Genomic DNA, 13,754 nt, shown 5'->3' with positions numbered 1-13,754 from the left:
CCCTGGCCACCAACGGGGCGATAAATGACCGCCTACGGGGAGTATTCACTGGCCGCCGACAAGCCCTTGGGTTCAGGGGTCGTCGAGCATCGGCTAGTGGTTCAGGTCTCGAACCTAAGGTTGACGCACGTCACCCTCCACGCATCAACCTGTACGAAGTAATCACACACCACGGAGCCAAGCGGTCCGGCGTCGACTCGCGATCGGTAGCACGGAGGGAATGGCGCCTCTGGCTCATCCCCTGACTCGCCGACGTGGTGCCCCATCTCAAGACGTGATCGGGGCACAGCGGCCGGGTTGTTGGCAAGTTGCGTTAGCCACGTAGCAAACGACTGCCGAAGGTGCGACGGGAGGCCGTCGAGGTCGCCGAGTCGGTCGACGAAACCTTCGAGTTCCCAGCGGCTACCGGCTGCCACGGCCAGCGACCTTGGCGAGGAGCGCGTCAAGGTCGTCTGGTTCGGCTGGTGGGCTTGCCGCCTGGACACGGCGGATCTCTGCGGCGGTCTGCCGCAGGCGTTCCAGGCTGTCGTGCTCGACCGGTTCCAAGGCGCCGTCACCGGTGAAGAAGTCCCGCATCATCGCATTGTTGATGGCCTGCCCAGCCATGGTGTTCTGCCACGGCGGTTCGGCGCGGGCCAGACGGTCGAGGTCGCCGGTGGTGGTCTTGCCGTAGCGGGTGGCGACGGCCAGGACGACGTTGAGCAGCCAGTCGTCCAGAACCCTGGGGGTATGGGGTTGGTGCTGGTCGACGAAGTCCTCGACAGCCGCACCATTCGTCGAGGCGAGGATCCGGTTGGGGAACGCGGGCTTGCCGGTGTAGGCAAGGTGGTGGCCTTGGACGTAGTACAGCAGCCAGTTCAGTTTGGTGCCGTCGACTTGGGGCAGGTGCACGCGTAGTGCTGCGGCGGCCTGGTTTGCGGTGACAGCCATCGGGCCAACGTATCGGCTGGTCATCGATGGTTCGACCCGGTGAGCGTGTCGGATTTCAGATGGGGCGTGGGCATGGAGCAGCGTCATGGGTGGCCTCCCGCTTCGTGCCAGCACTGACCACCAAGAGTATCGACATGACTACTTCTCGCGTGTCGGGTGGGCGACAGCTCAACACACCAGCCGTTCGGATGCCACCAAATTCCCTGACGCCTGATGAATCAGCTCATACGGGCTGATCCGGCCGTCACGACGTCGCTACCGCGCGATCGACCAGCCCGCCCACGATCCGCTGGCACAACTCGGCTAACGGACCCCGGCCCGACGAACCTGGAGCGTCGCCGCGCTCCAGCCCTCGGCTGACCCGTGGCTCAGGTTGCAGCACCCCGGTCACCGGCAGCCCCAGGGTCCGCCCGATCTCCCGGGCCCGCAGCCGACCCGGCGCCGGCCCGCGCACGACCAGCGACAGGTCGGTGCAGTGCGGTTGGATGTCGGTGATCACCCGGGCGGTCGCCGCCGTGGCCCGCAACTCTGCCGGGACCAGCACGAGGACCCGGTCGGTGGCGTGCATCGCGGCGATCGCGGCGTCGTCGGGCCGGCGGGGCAGGTCGACGACGACAACGTCGCGCTCCCGCCGGGCTGCGTCGAGGGCGGCGCTCATCGTGGCGGCGGGCAGTGGTAACGGTTCGCCCCGGTCCCAGGAGAGCAGCCCGAGGTCGCCCCGGCAGGGCAGCGCGCCGGCCAGCGCCGACGGGTCGATCCGGCCGTCGCTGTCGGCGAGCGCCGGCCAGCGCAACCCGTCGATCTGCTCCCAGCCGAGGACCAGGTCGAGGCCGCCACCGAGCGGGTCGGCGTCAACCAGCAGGCTGCGCAGCCCAAGCCGGGCGGCGGTGACCGACAGGGCGCCGGCCAGCACGCTGGCACCGGCACCGCCCCGGCCGCCGATCACCCCGATGACGGCTGCGGCTGGCTTGTCGGTGCCGCCGTTGTCGGTGAGGCGATCGACCAGCCACGGCTCCGCCGCCGGCAGGATCGCGACGTGCTCGGCGCCGAGCAACTCAGCGACCTGCCAGGGCTGGTCCTGGTCGGCTCGGCCGACCAGGACCAGCCGGGGTCGGCGGGGCATTCTGGCCCGCAGGTAGGCGTCCGCCTGGTCGGCACCGACCAGGACGAGCGGGGCGGCGGCCTGCCGGGACCGGGCGGCGGCCGGGTCGGCGGCCAGGTCGACGTCGGTGCCGGCGAGCGCCGCGAGACGCAGCAGATCGTCGAGCAGTCGCTCGTCGGCGGTGACGACCAGTGGCAGCCGGCGGGGTGCGGCGGTGCTGGTACGCGGCGGCATCCGGACCTCCTGCGGTCGATGAGGGATGCCGCAACTGTGGGCGCCTGCCCGGTGCCGGCGCGCCGTCGACGCGACGGCCTGTGGACAACGGGACAGCCTGTGGACAACGCCGACGCCGGTCAGCTGATCTGGTAAGTGAGGAGGACCGGGCGGCGGAACGGCGCCGGAAGCTGGAACCGCCAGGAATAGCGACGACCCCCGCCGGGGGGAGACGGGGGTCGCCTGGGGTCCGGCTCCGGGGGGGTCGAGCCGAACCCGCTCAGCGGTCACGGGGGGTGCAACCGCCGAGTGTCTTCCGGATGAAGCCTGGGACGGAAAGATAACTGTGTCATGACAAGCATGCCTGAGCAGACCGCCACCCGTCGAGTGGCGTTTTCACCGGGAGTCGCACCGCTGCCGGCACGGGACGCAGGTTGGGCCACTCAGCTTCCTGATCGTCGGATCAGATCCCGGGGGATCCCCGTCGCCGACCGGCGACGACGCACCGGCCGTCGCCGACGTCCCGCTCCGGCTAGACTGCACCGTCGTGGGCCGCAGCGCCGCTTTCTTCGATCTCGACAAGACTGTCATCGCCAAGTCCAGCGCCTTGGCGTTCGGCCGGCCGTTCTATCGCGACGGGCTGATCACCAGGCGGGACGTGGTCAAGTCGGCGTACGCCCAGCTGATGTTCCGGCTCGGCGGCTCCGACGAACAGACCATGGCCCGCACCCGCGACTACCTGGCCGCGCTGTGCAAGGGCTGGCAGGTGGAGCAGGTCCGCCAAATCGTCGCGGAGACGTTGCACGAGCTGATCAACCCGTACGTCTACGCCGAGGCGGCGGCGCTGATCGAGGAGCACCAGAACGCCGGGCGGGACGTGGTGCTGGTCTCCGCGTCGGGCGAGGAGATGGTACGCCCGATCGGCGAACTACTCGGCGTCACCGACGTGATCGCCACCCGGATGGCTGTGGAGAACGGCCGGTACAGCGGAGAGATCGAGTTCTACGCGGCTGGGGCGGCCAAGGTCACCGGCGTCACCGAGCTCGCTGAGCAGCGCGGATACGACCTCGCCGAGTGCTACGCCTATTCCGACTCGGTGACCGACGTACCGATGCTCGAATGCGTCGGGCACCCGACGGTGGTCAACCCGGACCGCCAGCTCCGCAAGCTCGCCACCGAGCAGGGCTGGCCGGTCCTCGCCTTCCGCCACCCGATCCCGCTCGGCCGCAGGTTGCGGGAGCGGCCGGCGGTCCCGGTGGCGGCCGCCGCGTTGAGCGTCGGGGTCGGGGTCGCGATCGGCATCGCCTGGTACGGCCGGCACCGTCGGACAAAGACGGCCTCGGCCTGACCGCGCAGCTACCAAGCAAGATCAGGTGAGCGTGATGGACCTCTCAAGCGACCGGTGAGGTCCATGACGCTCACCTGATCTTGGTCTAGGATGCACGGCCGACCCGACAGGCTCGCACCAGCGCCCCGGCCAGTAGCGGCTCAGGCGTTGGCCAGCACTTCGTCGGCGACCCGGGTCAGCTCCTGCGCGCCCAGCTCGACCGCGGTCAGATAATGCCGTAGCCAGGAGCGGACGCCGTCAGGCGTGCCTGTCGCGAAGGCGCCGGCTGAACCCACGTACTCGGGTTGCCGCTCGTGGTGGCCGACCTCGACGGCGAGCAGGCCGCGCGGGTCCGTGCCGGCAGCGACCAGGGTGAGCCGCGCGGCGGCCCGGGCCACCACCCCGCCCGGCCCGGCGAACGGCCGCAACGCGAGCAGCTCGGCGTGCACCACGGCGGCCAGCAGCAGCGCCGGCACCGAGGTGCCGCCGCCGACCAGCGCGGAAACCCCGTCCAGGCGCAGCGTCATGTCTGACCGTGGCGTCACATCCGGCCCGGCCGTCGCATCAGGCCCGGCGACCGGACGACCCAGCTGGTCGGCCGGCACCAGCCCACGCGCGGCGAGCACGTGCAACCGGGCCAGCACCTGACGGGGGGTACGGGGCCAGCGGTCGGCCAGCGTGGGGACCGCCTCGGCCACCCGCAGCGCCCCCTGCACCACCGGATCGGTCACCGTCCCGGCGCGTACGTCGGCGACCGGATGGTCGTGCCCGTCCAACGCGGCGCTGGCCACCGCCGAACGGAGGCTGATCTCGGCCGCCACCGGCCCGCCGTGCCGGCGCAGCGCCCGGTGCCGCAAGGCGGCGTCGACCTGCTCACGGGCGCGGTCCAGCGCGGGTGCCACGTCGGCGAGGTCGAGCAGCGGGGCCAGCGGGTCGGTCTCGGTCACCAACGACACGGTACAAGCTTGGCCGGCTGAACCGCCCGCCGCGCCGGTGTGGCCGCTCGGCGCGCGATGGGTACCCGGGTATCCGCCAAGTCTCGTGCCGGCGGGACGGCGACACTAACCTCGGAGCAAGTCAAGCGACGTGTGAGGAGCCCCACGCATGAGCGAAACGCTGGAGAACCTACTTCAGGAGAATCGCCGGTTCGAGCCGCCCGCCGAGCTGGCCGGGGCGGCCAACGTCACCGCGGCCGCGTACGACGAGGCAGCCGCCGACCGGCTCGGCTTCTGGGCGGACCAGGCCCGCCGGCTGCACTGGGCCAAGGAGTGGGACCAGGTGCTGGACTGGTCCAACCCGCCGTTCGCCAAGTGGTTCGTCGGCGGTCAGCTCAACGTCGCGTACAACTGTCTGGACCGGCACGTCGCCGCCGGGGCCGGTGACCGGGTCGCCATCCACTGGGAGGGTGAGCCGGGCGACACCCGCACCATCACCTACGCCGACCTGCACCGGATGACCTGCCAGGCGGCGAACGCGCTGACCGACCTCGGCGTGACGGCGGGTGACCGGGTGGCGATCTACCTGCCGATGATCCCGGAGGCCGCGGTCGCGATGCTGGCCTGCGCCCGGATCGGCGCGACGCACAACGTGGTGTTCGGCGGCTTCTCGGTCGACGCGCTCTCCGGCCGGGTACAGGACGCCAGCGCCAAGGTGATCATCACCGCCGACGGTGGCTACCGGCGCGGCAAGCCCTCGGCCCTGAAACCGACCGTCGACGAGGCGGTGGCCCAGTGCCCGTCGGTGGAGCACGTCCTGGTGGTCCGGCGTACCGGCGAGGAGGTCACCTGGACCGACAAGGACCACTGGTGGCACGAGACGGTGGAGCAGGCGAGCACCGAGCACGAGGCGCAGCCGTTCGACGCCGAGCAGCCGCTGTTCATCCTCTACACCAGCGGCACCACGGCCAAGCCGAAGGGCATTCTGCACACCACCGGCGGCTACCTGACCCAGGCGTCGTACACCCATCACGCGGTCTTCGACCTCAAGCCGGGGACCGACGTCTACTGGTGCACCGCGGACATCGGCTGGGTCACCGGGCATTCGTACATCGTGTACGGTCCGCTGTCCAACGGCGCCACCCAGCTGATGTACGAGGGCACCCCGGACACTCCGCACAAGGGGCGGTTCTGGGAGCTGGTGCACAAGTACAAGGTGAGCATCCTCTACACCGCGCCGACGCTGATCCGCACCATGATGAAGTGGGGCGAGGACATCCCGGCCGGGTACGACCTCAGCTCACTGCGGCTGCTCGGCAGCGTCGGTGAGCCGATCAACCCGGAGGCCTGGATGTGGTACCGGGAACACATCGGCGGCGGCCGGTGTCCGATCGTGGACACCTGGTGGCAGACCGAGACGGGCTCGATCATGATCTCGCCGTTGCCCGGGGTGACCGCCACCAAGCCGGGCAGCGCGATGACCCCGCTGCCCGGGATCAGCGCCGACGTGGTCGACGACCAGGCCGAGTCGGTGCCCGACGGTGGCGGCGGCTACCTGGTGCTGCGTGAGCCGTGGCCGTCGATGCTGCGCACCATCTGGGGCGACGACCAGCGGTTCATCGACACCTACTGGTCCCGGTTCGACAAGATGTACTTCGCCGGTGACGGGGCCAAGAAGGACGCCGACGGGCACGTCTGGCTGCTCGGCCGGGTGGACGACGTGATGCTGGTCTCTGGGCACAACATCTCCACCACCGAGGTGGAGTCGGCGCTGGTGTCCCACCCGTCGGTGGCGGAGGCCGCCGTGGTGGGTGCCACCGACCCGACCACCGGTCAGGCCATCGTCGCGTTCACCATCCCGCGCGGCAGCGCGGAGATCGCGGGCGAGGCCGGCGAGGCGCTGATCCAGGAGCTGCGCAACCATGTCGCGCGTACGCTCGGGCCGATCGCCAAGCCCCGCCAGATCATGCTGGTGCCGGAGCTGCCGAAGACCCGATCCGGCAAGATCATGCGCCGGTTGCTGCGCGACGTCGCCGAGAACCGGTCGCTCGGCGACGTGACCACGCTGCAGGACTCCACCGTGATGGAGCTGATCTCCTCCGGCATGCAGGGCGGCAAGTCCGACGACGACTGACGTCGCCGACGGCGGTGGCGCGGTCCCGGCGTGCCGCCGGCTGTGGACGACTCGAGGCCGGCCCGGTCGCTTCGGCGGCCGGGCCGGCCACTTTTCACGCCGTGATCGTTGTGACATATCAGGGCGATCCAGCCGGGAGCGTGAAACAAATCGACGCATCGACCTTCACAGAGGTTCCCTCGGGTGACTAGGTTCACGGTGGCCCCAACAACGGTGGCCACATCATCCGGACATCGTGCCGCCCTCACCCAAGTGGCGGCGTTGATTCCCCCGAACCGGAGGTATCCAGGTGCGCAAAGTCATGGTGGGGATGCTCACCGTGTCGCTCGCCTCGGGCATGGGCTTTGCTCTACCCGCGACGGCGATGGCCGCACCATCGGTGGACACACCGGTGGCGGCTCCTTCCCGAGCCGAAACCCCGAGCCTCGACGACCTGCCCAACCCGCTCGGCGAGAAGCGTCGTGAGCTGCGCGAACGAGCAGTGAGCGAAGTGGTCAGTGGCCGGCTCACCCCGGAACGGCGCGGTGCGAGCACCGTCGCGAAGGTCGGTGAGACGCCGGGCACCGGCGGCGCCGGCCGGGCCGCCCGTGGCGGCGCCGGGTCCGGCAAGGACCAGTACGTCGAGCTGGAGCGGGAGACCACCGACCGGATCTTCGTGATCCTGGCGGAGTTCGGCAACGAACGGCACCCCAGCTACCCGGACGTGGACAGCAACCCGAACTGGGACGGCCCGGCCCGGTTCGACGGACCGCTGCACAACGAGATTCCCGCGCCGGACCGGACGGTCGACAACACCACCATCTGGCAGGCCGACTACTCCCCCGAGCACTACCGGGAGCTGTACTTCGGCGCGGGTGAAGACGTCGAGTCGGTCAAGACCTACTACGAGACCCAGTCCTCCGGGCGGTACAGCGTCGAGGGCACCGTCACCGACTGGGTCAAGGTCCGCTACAACGAGGCCCGGTACGGCCGCGACCTGTGCGGCGGCAACGTCTGCAGCAACGTCTGGCAGCTGCTGCGCGATGCCGCCAACCAGTGGGTCGCCGACCAGCAGGCACTCGGCCGCACCGACGAGGAGATCGCCGCCGAGCTGCGCGAGTTCGACAAGTGGGACCGGTACGACCACGACGGCGACGGCGACTTCAACGAGGCCGACGGCTACATCGACCACTTCCAGATCGTGCACGCCGGTGGCGACCAGGCCGACCGTGACCCGTGGCAGGGTGAGGATGCGATCTGGAGCCACCGCTGGTACGCCTTCGCCACCGACATCGGGCTGACCGGACCGGCGCAGAACCCGGCCGGTGGCACCCAGATCGGTGACAGTGGGCTGTGGATCGGCGACTACACCATCCAGCCGGAGAACGGCGGACTGAGCGTCTTCGTCCACGAGTACGGCCACGACCTGGGCCTGCCGGACGACTACGACACCTCCGGCGGCGGTGACAACAACAACGAACACTGGACGCTGATGGCGCAGAGCCGCCTCGGTGCCGCCACCGACGGCGGCATCGGCGAGCGCCCCGGTGACCTCGGCGCCTGGAACAAGCTCCAGCTGGGCTGGCTGGACTACGACGTGGTGGTGGCCGGGCAGAAACGCACGATCCACCTGGGTCCACAGGAGTACAACACCAAGCGGGCCCAGGCGGTCGTCGTCGTGCTGCCGAAGAAGGAGGTCACCACCGAGCTCGGCGAGCCGTTCGCCGGTGAGATGCAGTACTTCTCCGGCAACGAAGACGACATGAGCAACACGATGACCCGTGAGTTCGACCTCGCCGGTGCCTCGACCGCCGCACTGTCGATGAAGGCGCGTTACGACATCGAGGACGACTACGACTACCTGTACTTCCAGGCGTCGGCGGACGGTGGGGCGAGCTGGACCTCGCTCGAAGGTACCGTCAACGGCGTCCCGTACGGCACCGACGGCAGCGGCACCCCGGCGATCGACAGCTCGACCGGTGGCCAGTGGGTCGACATCAACGTGCCGCTGGACGCGTACGCCGGGGACGCCGTACTGGTCCGGCTGCTCTACCGCACCGACGGCGCGGTGGCGTACGGCGGCTTCTTCGGTGACGAGATGACCGTGACCGCCGACGGCTCGCCGATCTTCACCGACGGTGCCGAGGGCGACGGCGGCTGGGACCTCGACGGTTGGACCACGGTCGGGGCCAGTGTGACCGCCGACTACGACAACTACTACATCGCCGGGCACCGGTCGTACGTCTCGTACGACCGCTACCTGGAGACGGGCCCGTACTACTTCGGGTACGCCGACACCAAGCCCGACATGGTGGACCACTACGCGTACCAGGAGGGTCTGCTGATCTCGTACTGGGACACCTCCCAGGTCGACAACAACACCAACGTGCACCCCGGTGAGGGGCGCAACCTGTACATCGACTCGCGGCCGCGACCGATGTACAACCTGACCGGCGCGCCGTGGCGGGCCCGGGTCCAGGTGTACGACGCGCCGTTCAGCCTCAAAAAGGCCGACGGGTTCACCCTGCACATCAACGGCGAACCGCACTGGGTACGCGGCCAGGCTGCCCAGCCGCTGTTCGACGACACCCGGAAGTACTTCTACGAGGAACTGCCCAACCACGGGGTGAAGCTGCCCGCGGTCGGCGTGAAGATCCGGGTGGTGTCGGTGGACGGCACCACGATGAAGATCCGGATCTCCTGATCCGGCGGTGACGCGGTCCCGGCCGGCCGGTGGAACTCCGGCCGGCCGGGCGGCGTCCAACCGGCATGGCAGTACCGAAGCTGATCCGACAGTCAGCCTCCCGGGCCGTCGCCGCCATGCTGACCGGCGTAATGCTGATCTCCGTCGCCGGTTGCGGCGGCGGTCCCACGTCAGGAGCACCGATGCCGGTGGCCCCGGACCCCTCGCAGCACGAACCGGATGCCTCGCAGAGCGGATCCGACAGTCCGGCGACACCGACACCGACAGCGACACCGACAGCGACAGCGACACCGGCACCGACCGAAACGCCGGGCCTGTCCCGGACCGAGCTGCCGACACTGCCCCGGCCCGGGACACCACCGAAGACCCCGTCCGACCTGATCACCGGCGACTGGCTGGTCGGCACGGTGACCCGGGGTGGCACCGGACCCTGCTACGGACTGGTCACCGACGACGGGACCGAACACGCGCTGTACGGCGACGACGGCACCGCACTCACCCTGCACACCCGGATCCGGGCGAAGGTGGCTCCGCTGCGGATCCGAATCCACTGCGGGCCGGGCCAGCACTGGCAGCTGATCCGGGCGGAGGTCATCCGGTGACGCCGTCGGCCAACTCCAGCCAGTGGTAGTCGTGTCGGCACGGCGGGCCGGCGGCCAGCCCCAGCCGGCGGGCGTCCAGGTCGATCAGCACCGAGTAGACCGTTTCCGCCTGATCAGCCGGTGCGTCCCGCTCGTCCAGATGCCGACAGATCGCCAACGGCAGGCCCAGATGATCATGGAACACGTCGGCCAGGTCGGCCAGACTCAACGGCCCACCGGCCGCCCGTTCGACCAGTAGCCGGCGGGCCCGCGCCGCCCGGAACATCGACGAGCCGCCGAGGTTCTTTGTCGTGTCCCGTACCGGTAGGGCCGTCTCCAGATGGTTCGCGTGGGTGAGCACGCCGTCCACCGGATGGGTCCATCCGACGTCGCCGGGGACCACCTCCAGATCGAGCAGTTCCCCGCCGGCCGGGCCGGCCTGGCCGAGCAGCAGGTTGATCGACGCGTTCCGGGGCGTACGGCAGGCCACCCGGGTCGCCTGACCGAGGCTGCCGGCTTCCAGCACCGCGCGCAGCAGCACGTGGTACGGCACCCCGGGCGATCGGCCCGGCGCCAGCCCGTCCCGGTCGCTGCCCAGCATGTTGATGCAGACTCCCAGTCCTGCCGAGTTCAGCCCGGCCTTGGCGAGCATGCCCGCCTCGGTGAGGGTGAGCACGGTCAGTCCCCGCTCGTCCGTGGTCCGCAGCAGCACCATGGTGTCCCGCTGGTCGGGATGCCAGTCCCAGTTTTGGCCGAGCAGCAGATGGTTGTCGGCGGTCCGTGAGCCGAGCACCCCAGCCGCCGTACAGCCGCCGGCCGAACCGTCCGGACCGACGGCGCGGCCGGGGCCGGGGTTGGATCCGGGGCCGGCATCGGAGCCGTAGCCGGCATCGGAGTCGGAATCGGTGGGGTCGCTGGGCGGCGGGTCGGCCGCCGTCCGCCCGGTGCCGTACAGCAGTTCGGTACGGGCGTTGAGCGCGTAGACCTCGTCGACGTGCACCTCGGCTCCGCCGGCCACCGCGTCGAGTGCCTCGACGATCCTCGGATGAGCGGCCCGGCTGGCGTTGCGGAAGGTGCCGCCGGCGATCCGTACCGCCGACCTGCTCAACCCGGCTTCGTCGCGAAACCGCCGCAAGTAGTGCTCGATGTTGCGGGCGATCACCGACGCCGCCGCCGCGCCGTAGCCGGCGCCGTACTCGGCCGGCGGCCCGGCGACGCTGATCAACGGGACGGGTGGCGGTTGGGGGTTGCCCGGCGCGGGTCCGGCAGCGTCGTCGGCCATCCGGCAACCGTATCGCCGCTCGGCCGGGTCCCGCCGCCAGCGGCGGAAGTCCGCCACCCCCGGTGGACCACCCTGAGCCCACGCCGGTGATCACCCCGAATCAACCTCTATTGTTTGCCCAGGCCGGATACGGTGGTGCGGGGTCGGCCTACGCTGTCGCCATGGGAGAACGTGGCAGGACAGCGGGCCCGGTCGACGAGTCCTGTGTGCTCATCAAGGGCCCCTGGGAGCACCGGTACGTCGGTGCCAACGGCAGCCGGTTCCACGTGGTCGCGGCCGGCACCGGCCCGCTGGTCCTTTTCCTGCACGGGTTTCCCGAGTTCTGGTGGGCCTGGCACGAGATGCTGCCGGCGGTGGCCGACGCCGGTTACCGTGCCGTGGCGGTCGACATGCGCGGTTTCGGGGCGAGCGACAAGCCGCCGCGCGGGTACGACGGATACACCCTGGCCGCCGACGTCACCGGCATGATCAGGGCGCTCGGTGAGCGCTCGGCGGTCATCGTCGGCGCCGGCTTCGGCGGCATGATCGGATGGACCGCCGCCGCGTTCCACCCGAGGATGGTGCGCCGGCTGGTCGTCATCGGGGCCGCCCACCCGCTGCGGCTCCGCTCGGCGATCTTCACCGACCCGCGTGGGCAGGCCGCCGCCTCCACCCCGTCGCTACGCTTCCAGCTGCCCCGCTACGAGCACGTGCTGACCCGCGACGACGCGGCGATGGTCGGTGGGTTCCTCCGCCAGTGGGGTGGGCCGGTGTGGACCGGCGGAGCCCGGTTCGCCGAGTACGAACAGCTGTGCCGGACCGCGATGCGGATCCCGCAGGCGTCGTTCTGCGCGTTGGAGGGGTACCGCTGGGCGTTCCGGTCGCTGCTGCGGCTGCACGGCTACCGTTTCGTCAAGCTGCTGCAGGAGCCCTTGGTGACACCGACGTTGCAACTGCACGGAGCGCTGGACCCGGCGGTGCTGCCCCGGACGGCGCAGGGCTCCGGGCGGTACGTGATCGCCCCGTACGAGTGGCGGCTGCTGGACGAGGTTGGGCACTTTCCGCACGTCGAGTCGCCGGAGGTGGTGCTCGGCGAGGTGCTGCGCTGGGCCAAGAGTTGACCCGCGGCCAGGGTCAGACCCGGTGCTCGCGCAGCTCGGTCACCTCGTTGGCCGCCGCCCAGCCCTGGTAGACACCGAAGTCGAACTCCTCCAGCCCGAGTGACTGGGCGACCGGGGCCCGACCGCCGGTGTACTCGACCCGCAGCCAGCCGTCGTGCTTGGCGAGCACGACGAACGGCTGGCCGTGCCAGGTGCAGGTGGTACGGACGTACGCCAGGTCGTCGACCTCGGACATCGGCACCACCCGGACGTACCGGCCGGAGCGGATCGCGGTGAAGCCGTCGCCCTCCGTCGGCTGGTAGATCCGCACCTCGTCGCCGGCCGGGCTGGCGTCGTACTCCTGCCCCTGCCAGCGGGCGACGTAGCCGTCGCGCATCATTCCTCCTTGACCCGCTGCCAGGCGGTCTCGTCGGCGTCCAGCCGGGCGACGAGCGTCCCGGTGCCGTCCGCGCCGAACCGCCACAGCTGCGAGCCGTGCGGCAGCCGGATCCCGTCGACCTTGAACTCGGCCACGACGTCGCTGCTCTCCCCGGGGGCGAAGCCGTTGCCACGGAACGGCGGGCGCTCGATCACCCAGCCTTCCATCGCCCGCATGGCGTTCTCGTTCTGCCCGCCGTAGGGGATCCGGTAGAGGCTCGGCCGGTAGGCCGGCCACCGCAACACGAAGATCTCGTCGGCGTCCGGGGCGAACGGTGACCCCGCGTAGCCGAGCCCGAGTGCCGCGTACAGCTTGGCTGGGGTGTCCAGGTGGGCGACCTCGGCGGCGCGGTGCACGAACCCCGACACCCGGTCGTAGCCACGGTCCAGGTAGTAGCCGACCTGGCTGGCGGCGACGGTCTTCTGCATCGTCGTCGGCTGCCCTGGGACGTCCGGCCCGCTGGACACGGCCGGCTTCGGCGCGGCCGACGCGCCGGGTTGGGGTTCGGCCGGCAGTTCGACGTCGGCTTCCTCGTCTCCCAGCCCGACTTCGGCCGCCCAGCTGGCCAGGCCGACGATCTCGGTGCCGGGCAGCTTCGCGCCGACCGGGGTGCCGGGGTTGATGACGAACGACCATTGCGGGTCCGGCCAGCGGCGGATCAACTGGACGAACTTCACTTCGACGGTCTCGACCGGGGTGTCGAAGTGATCGGCGATCCGCTCCGGCGAGGTGAACACCACGACGAACGTACCGTCGGCGGCGGTCTCGGTCCGCCAGGTGAAACCCTCGTCACCGGGTCTGGACCCGGCCGCGGACGATTCGGAGACCGGCAGCAGCACCTTGGCGAGCAGCAGGGTGGACAGGAACGAGTTGCTGCCGCCGCCGCCCGCCGCCGCGACCAGGTCCCGCTCCACGTCGTTGGCCGGCTCGAAGGCCGGACCGGACGCCGGCTCGACCGCCGGCTCGGACGGTGGCTCGACCGCCGGCCCGGACGGTGGCTCGACCGCCGGCCCGGACGGTGGCTCGACCGCCGGCCCGGACGGTGGCTC

Annotated in this window: 11 protein-coding genes; 5 read left to right on the top strand and 6 right to left on the bottom strand. The window is 70.5% G+C overall.

Going from position 1 to position 13,754, the window contains the following annotated elements; genetic code table 11:
• Window positions 1–402: 402 nt before the first annotated feature.
• Window positions 403–930 carry a Panacea domain-containing protein gene (locus ACFHWT_RS30460; protein ID WP_416598094.1) on the bottom strand — a complete coding sequence of 176 codons (528 nt, stop codon included), beginning with the start codon at window positions 928–930 and terminating at the stop codon, window positions 403–405.
• A 244-nt stretch (window positions 931–1,174) separates the two neighbouring features.
• Window positions 1,175–2,266 carry a septum site-determining protein Ssd gene (gene ssd / locus ACFHWT_RS30455; RefSeq protein ID WP_416598093.1) on the bottom strand — a complete coding sequence of 364 codons (1,092 nt, stop codon included), beginning with the start codon at window positions 2,264–2,266 and terminating at the stop codon, window positions 1,175–1,177.
• A gap of 526 nt (window positions 2,267–2,792) precedes the next feature.
• Here ssd and ACFHWT_RS30450 point away from each other — a divergent pair.
• Window positions 2,793–3,593 carry an HAD family hydrolase gene (locus ACFHWT_RS30450; protein WP_123604345.1) on the top strand — a complete coding sequence of 267 codons (801 nt, stop codon included), beginning with the start codon at window positions 2,793–2,795 and terminating at the stop codon, window positions 3,591–3,593.
• A 140-nt stretch (window positions 3,594–3,733) separates the two neighbouring features.
• On the opposite strand, the gene ACFHWT_RS30445 is transcribed toward ACFHWT_RS30450, so the two are convergent.
• The gene (locus ACFHWT_RS30445) at window positions 3,734–4,519 is read right to left on the bottom strand and encodes an oxidoreductase (protein ID WP_416598092.1); all 786 of its coding nucleotides are present in this window, start codon (window positions 4,517–4,519) and stop codon (window positions 3,734–3,736) included.
• A 157-nt stretch (window positions 4,520–4,676) separates the two neighbouring features.
• On the opposite strand from ACFHWT_RS30445, the gene acs reads away from it, so the two are divergent.
• The 3 genes from acs (at window position 4,677) to ACFHWT_RS30430 (ending at window position 9,926) form a co-directional block, all read left to right on the top strand.
• On the top strand, window positions 4,677–6,641 hold the full coding sequence (gene acs, locus ACFHWT_RS30440) for an acetate--CoA ligase (protein WP_416598091.1): 1,965 nt from the start codon (window positions 4,677–4,679) through the stop codon (window positions 6,639–6,641).
• Between the two features lie 304 nt (window positions 6,642–6,945).
• Entirely contained in the window at window positions 6,946–9,324 is a 2,379-nt protein-coding gene (locus ACFHWT_RS30435) for an immune inhibitor A domain-containing protein (RefSeq protein ID WP_416598095.1), read from the top strand.
• A 182-nt stretch (window positions 9,325–9,506) separates the two neighbouring features.
• Entirely contained in the window at window positions 9,507–9,926 is a 420-nt protein-coding gene (locus tag ACFHWT_RS30430; RefSeq protein ID WP_416598090.1) for a hypothetical protein, read from the top strand.
• Here ACFHWT_RS30430 and ACFHWT_RS30425 read toward each other — a convergent pair.
• Window positions 9,916–11,187 carry a C45 family autoproteolytic acyltransferase/hydolase gene (locus ACFHWT_RS30425; RefSeq protein ID WP_416598089.1) on the bottom strand — a complete coding sequence of 424 codons (1,272 nt, stop codon included), beginning with the start codon at window positions 11,185–11,187 and terminating at the stop codon, window positions 9,916–9,918. The two genes, ACFHWT_RS30430 and ACFHWT_RS30425, sit on opposite strands and share 11 nt — an antisense overlap.
• Window positions 11,188–11,348: 161 nt before the next feature.
• On the opposite strand from ACFHWT_RS30425, the gene ACFHWT_RS30420 reads away from it, so the two are divergent.
• The gene (locus ACFHWT_RS30420) at window positions 11,349–12,287 is read left to right on the top strand and encodes an alpha/beta fold hydrolase (RefSeq protein WP_416598088.1); all 939 of its coding nucleotides are present in this window, start codon (window positions 11,349–11,351) and stop codon (window positions 12,285–12,287) included.
• 13 nt (window positions 12,288–12,300) lie between these two features.
• On the opposite strand, the gene ACFHWT_RS30415 is transcribed toward ACFHWT_RS30420, so the two are convergent.
• Together ACFHWT_RS30415 and ACFHWT_RS30410 are read right to left on the bottom strand one after the other, a co-directional pair.
• A complete protein-coding gene (locus ACFHWT_RS30415; protein WP_281552083.1) occupies window positions 12,301–12,666 on the bottom strand; it encodes a hypothetical protein in 366 nt (121 codons plus the stop codon).
• Window positions 12,663–13,754, bottom strand: a 1,092-nt coding sequence (locus tag ACFHWT_RS30410) for an SseB family protein (RefSeq protein ID WP_416598087.1), incomplete at its 5' end; no start/stop codon positions are given. The genes ACFHWT_RS30410 and ACFHWT_RS30415, both read right to left, overlap by 4 nt.

This window comes from Micromonospora sp. LOL_021 (assembly GCF_048060215.1).
Lineage (GTDB): Bacteria > Actinomycetota > Actinomycetes > Mycobacteriales > Micromonosporaceae > Micromonospora_E.
The sequence above is the reverse complement of the archived record's forward strand: the minus strand, read 5'-3'. Positions and strand labels throughout refer to the sequence as shown.